Origin of the sequence: Pseudomonas tremae (genome assembly GCF_001401155.1) — a bacterium.
Lineage (GTDB): Bacteria > Pseudomonadota > Gammaproteobacteria > Pseudomonadales > Pseudomonadaceae > Aquipseudomonas > Aquipseudomonas tremae.
The window spans coordinates 1-354 of sequence record NZ_LJRO01000323.1 but is presented as its reverse complement, the minus strand read 5'-3'; the positions used below and the strand labels follow the sequence as shown (position 1 = coordinate 354).

The 354-nt window shown below is 62.7% G+C and carries 2 protein-coding genes; both read right to left on the bottom strand.

Annotated elements, in window-relative coordinates; all coding sequences use genetic code 11:
* Positions 1-122: DUF3382 domain-containing protein (locus tag ALO43_RS29205; RefSeq protein WP_157062333.1), on the bottom strand; the 122-nt coding region annotated here is incomplete at its 3' end.
* A partial coding sequence (locus tag ALO43_RS18625; RefSeq protein WP_412778923.1) for an ABC transporter permease subunit occupies positions 119-354 on the bottom strand: 236 nt, incomplete at its 5' end. The genes ALO43_RS18625 and ALO43_RS29205, both read right to left, overlap by 4 nt.

Genomic DNA, 354 nt, shown 5'->3' with positions numbered 1-354 from the left:
GGGCTGGCGTTCTGCACTTGAAGGGTGACGCCGGAAAAGGCCAGTTTCAGGCCGAACACCGGGTAGGCCACGGCCCAGACCAGTGCGGCGCTGAACAGCGCCTGTTTGAAAGACTTGCTCATACTTTCTCAACCTCCGGACGACCCAGGATGCCGGTCGGTCGGAACAGCAGCACCAGAACCAGCAGGCCGAAGGCCACGACGTCCTTGTACTGATCACCGAAAATGTCGGCACCGAACGCCTCGGCGACGCCCAATACCAGACCGCCGAGCACCGCGCCAGGGATCCATCCTATACCGCCCAGCACTGCCGCTGTGAACGCTTTCAGGCCGACCAGAAACCCGGCACTCGGGT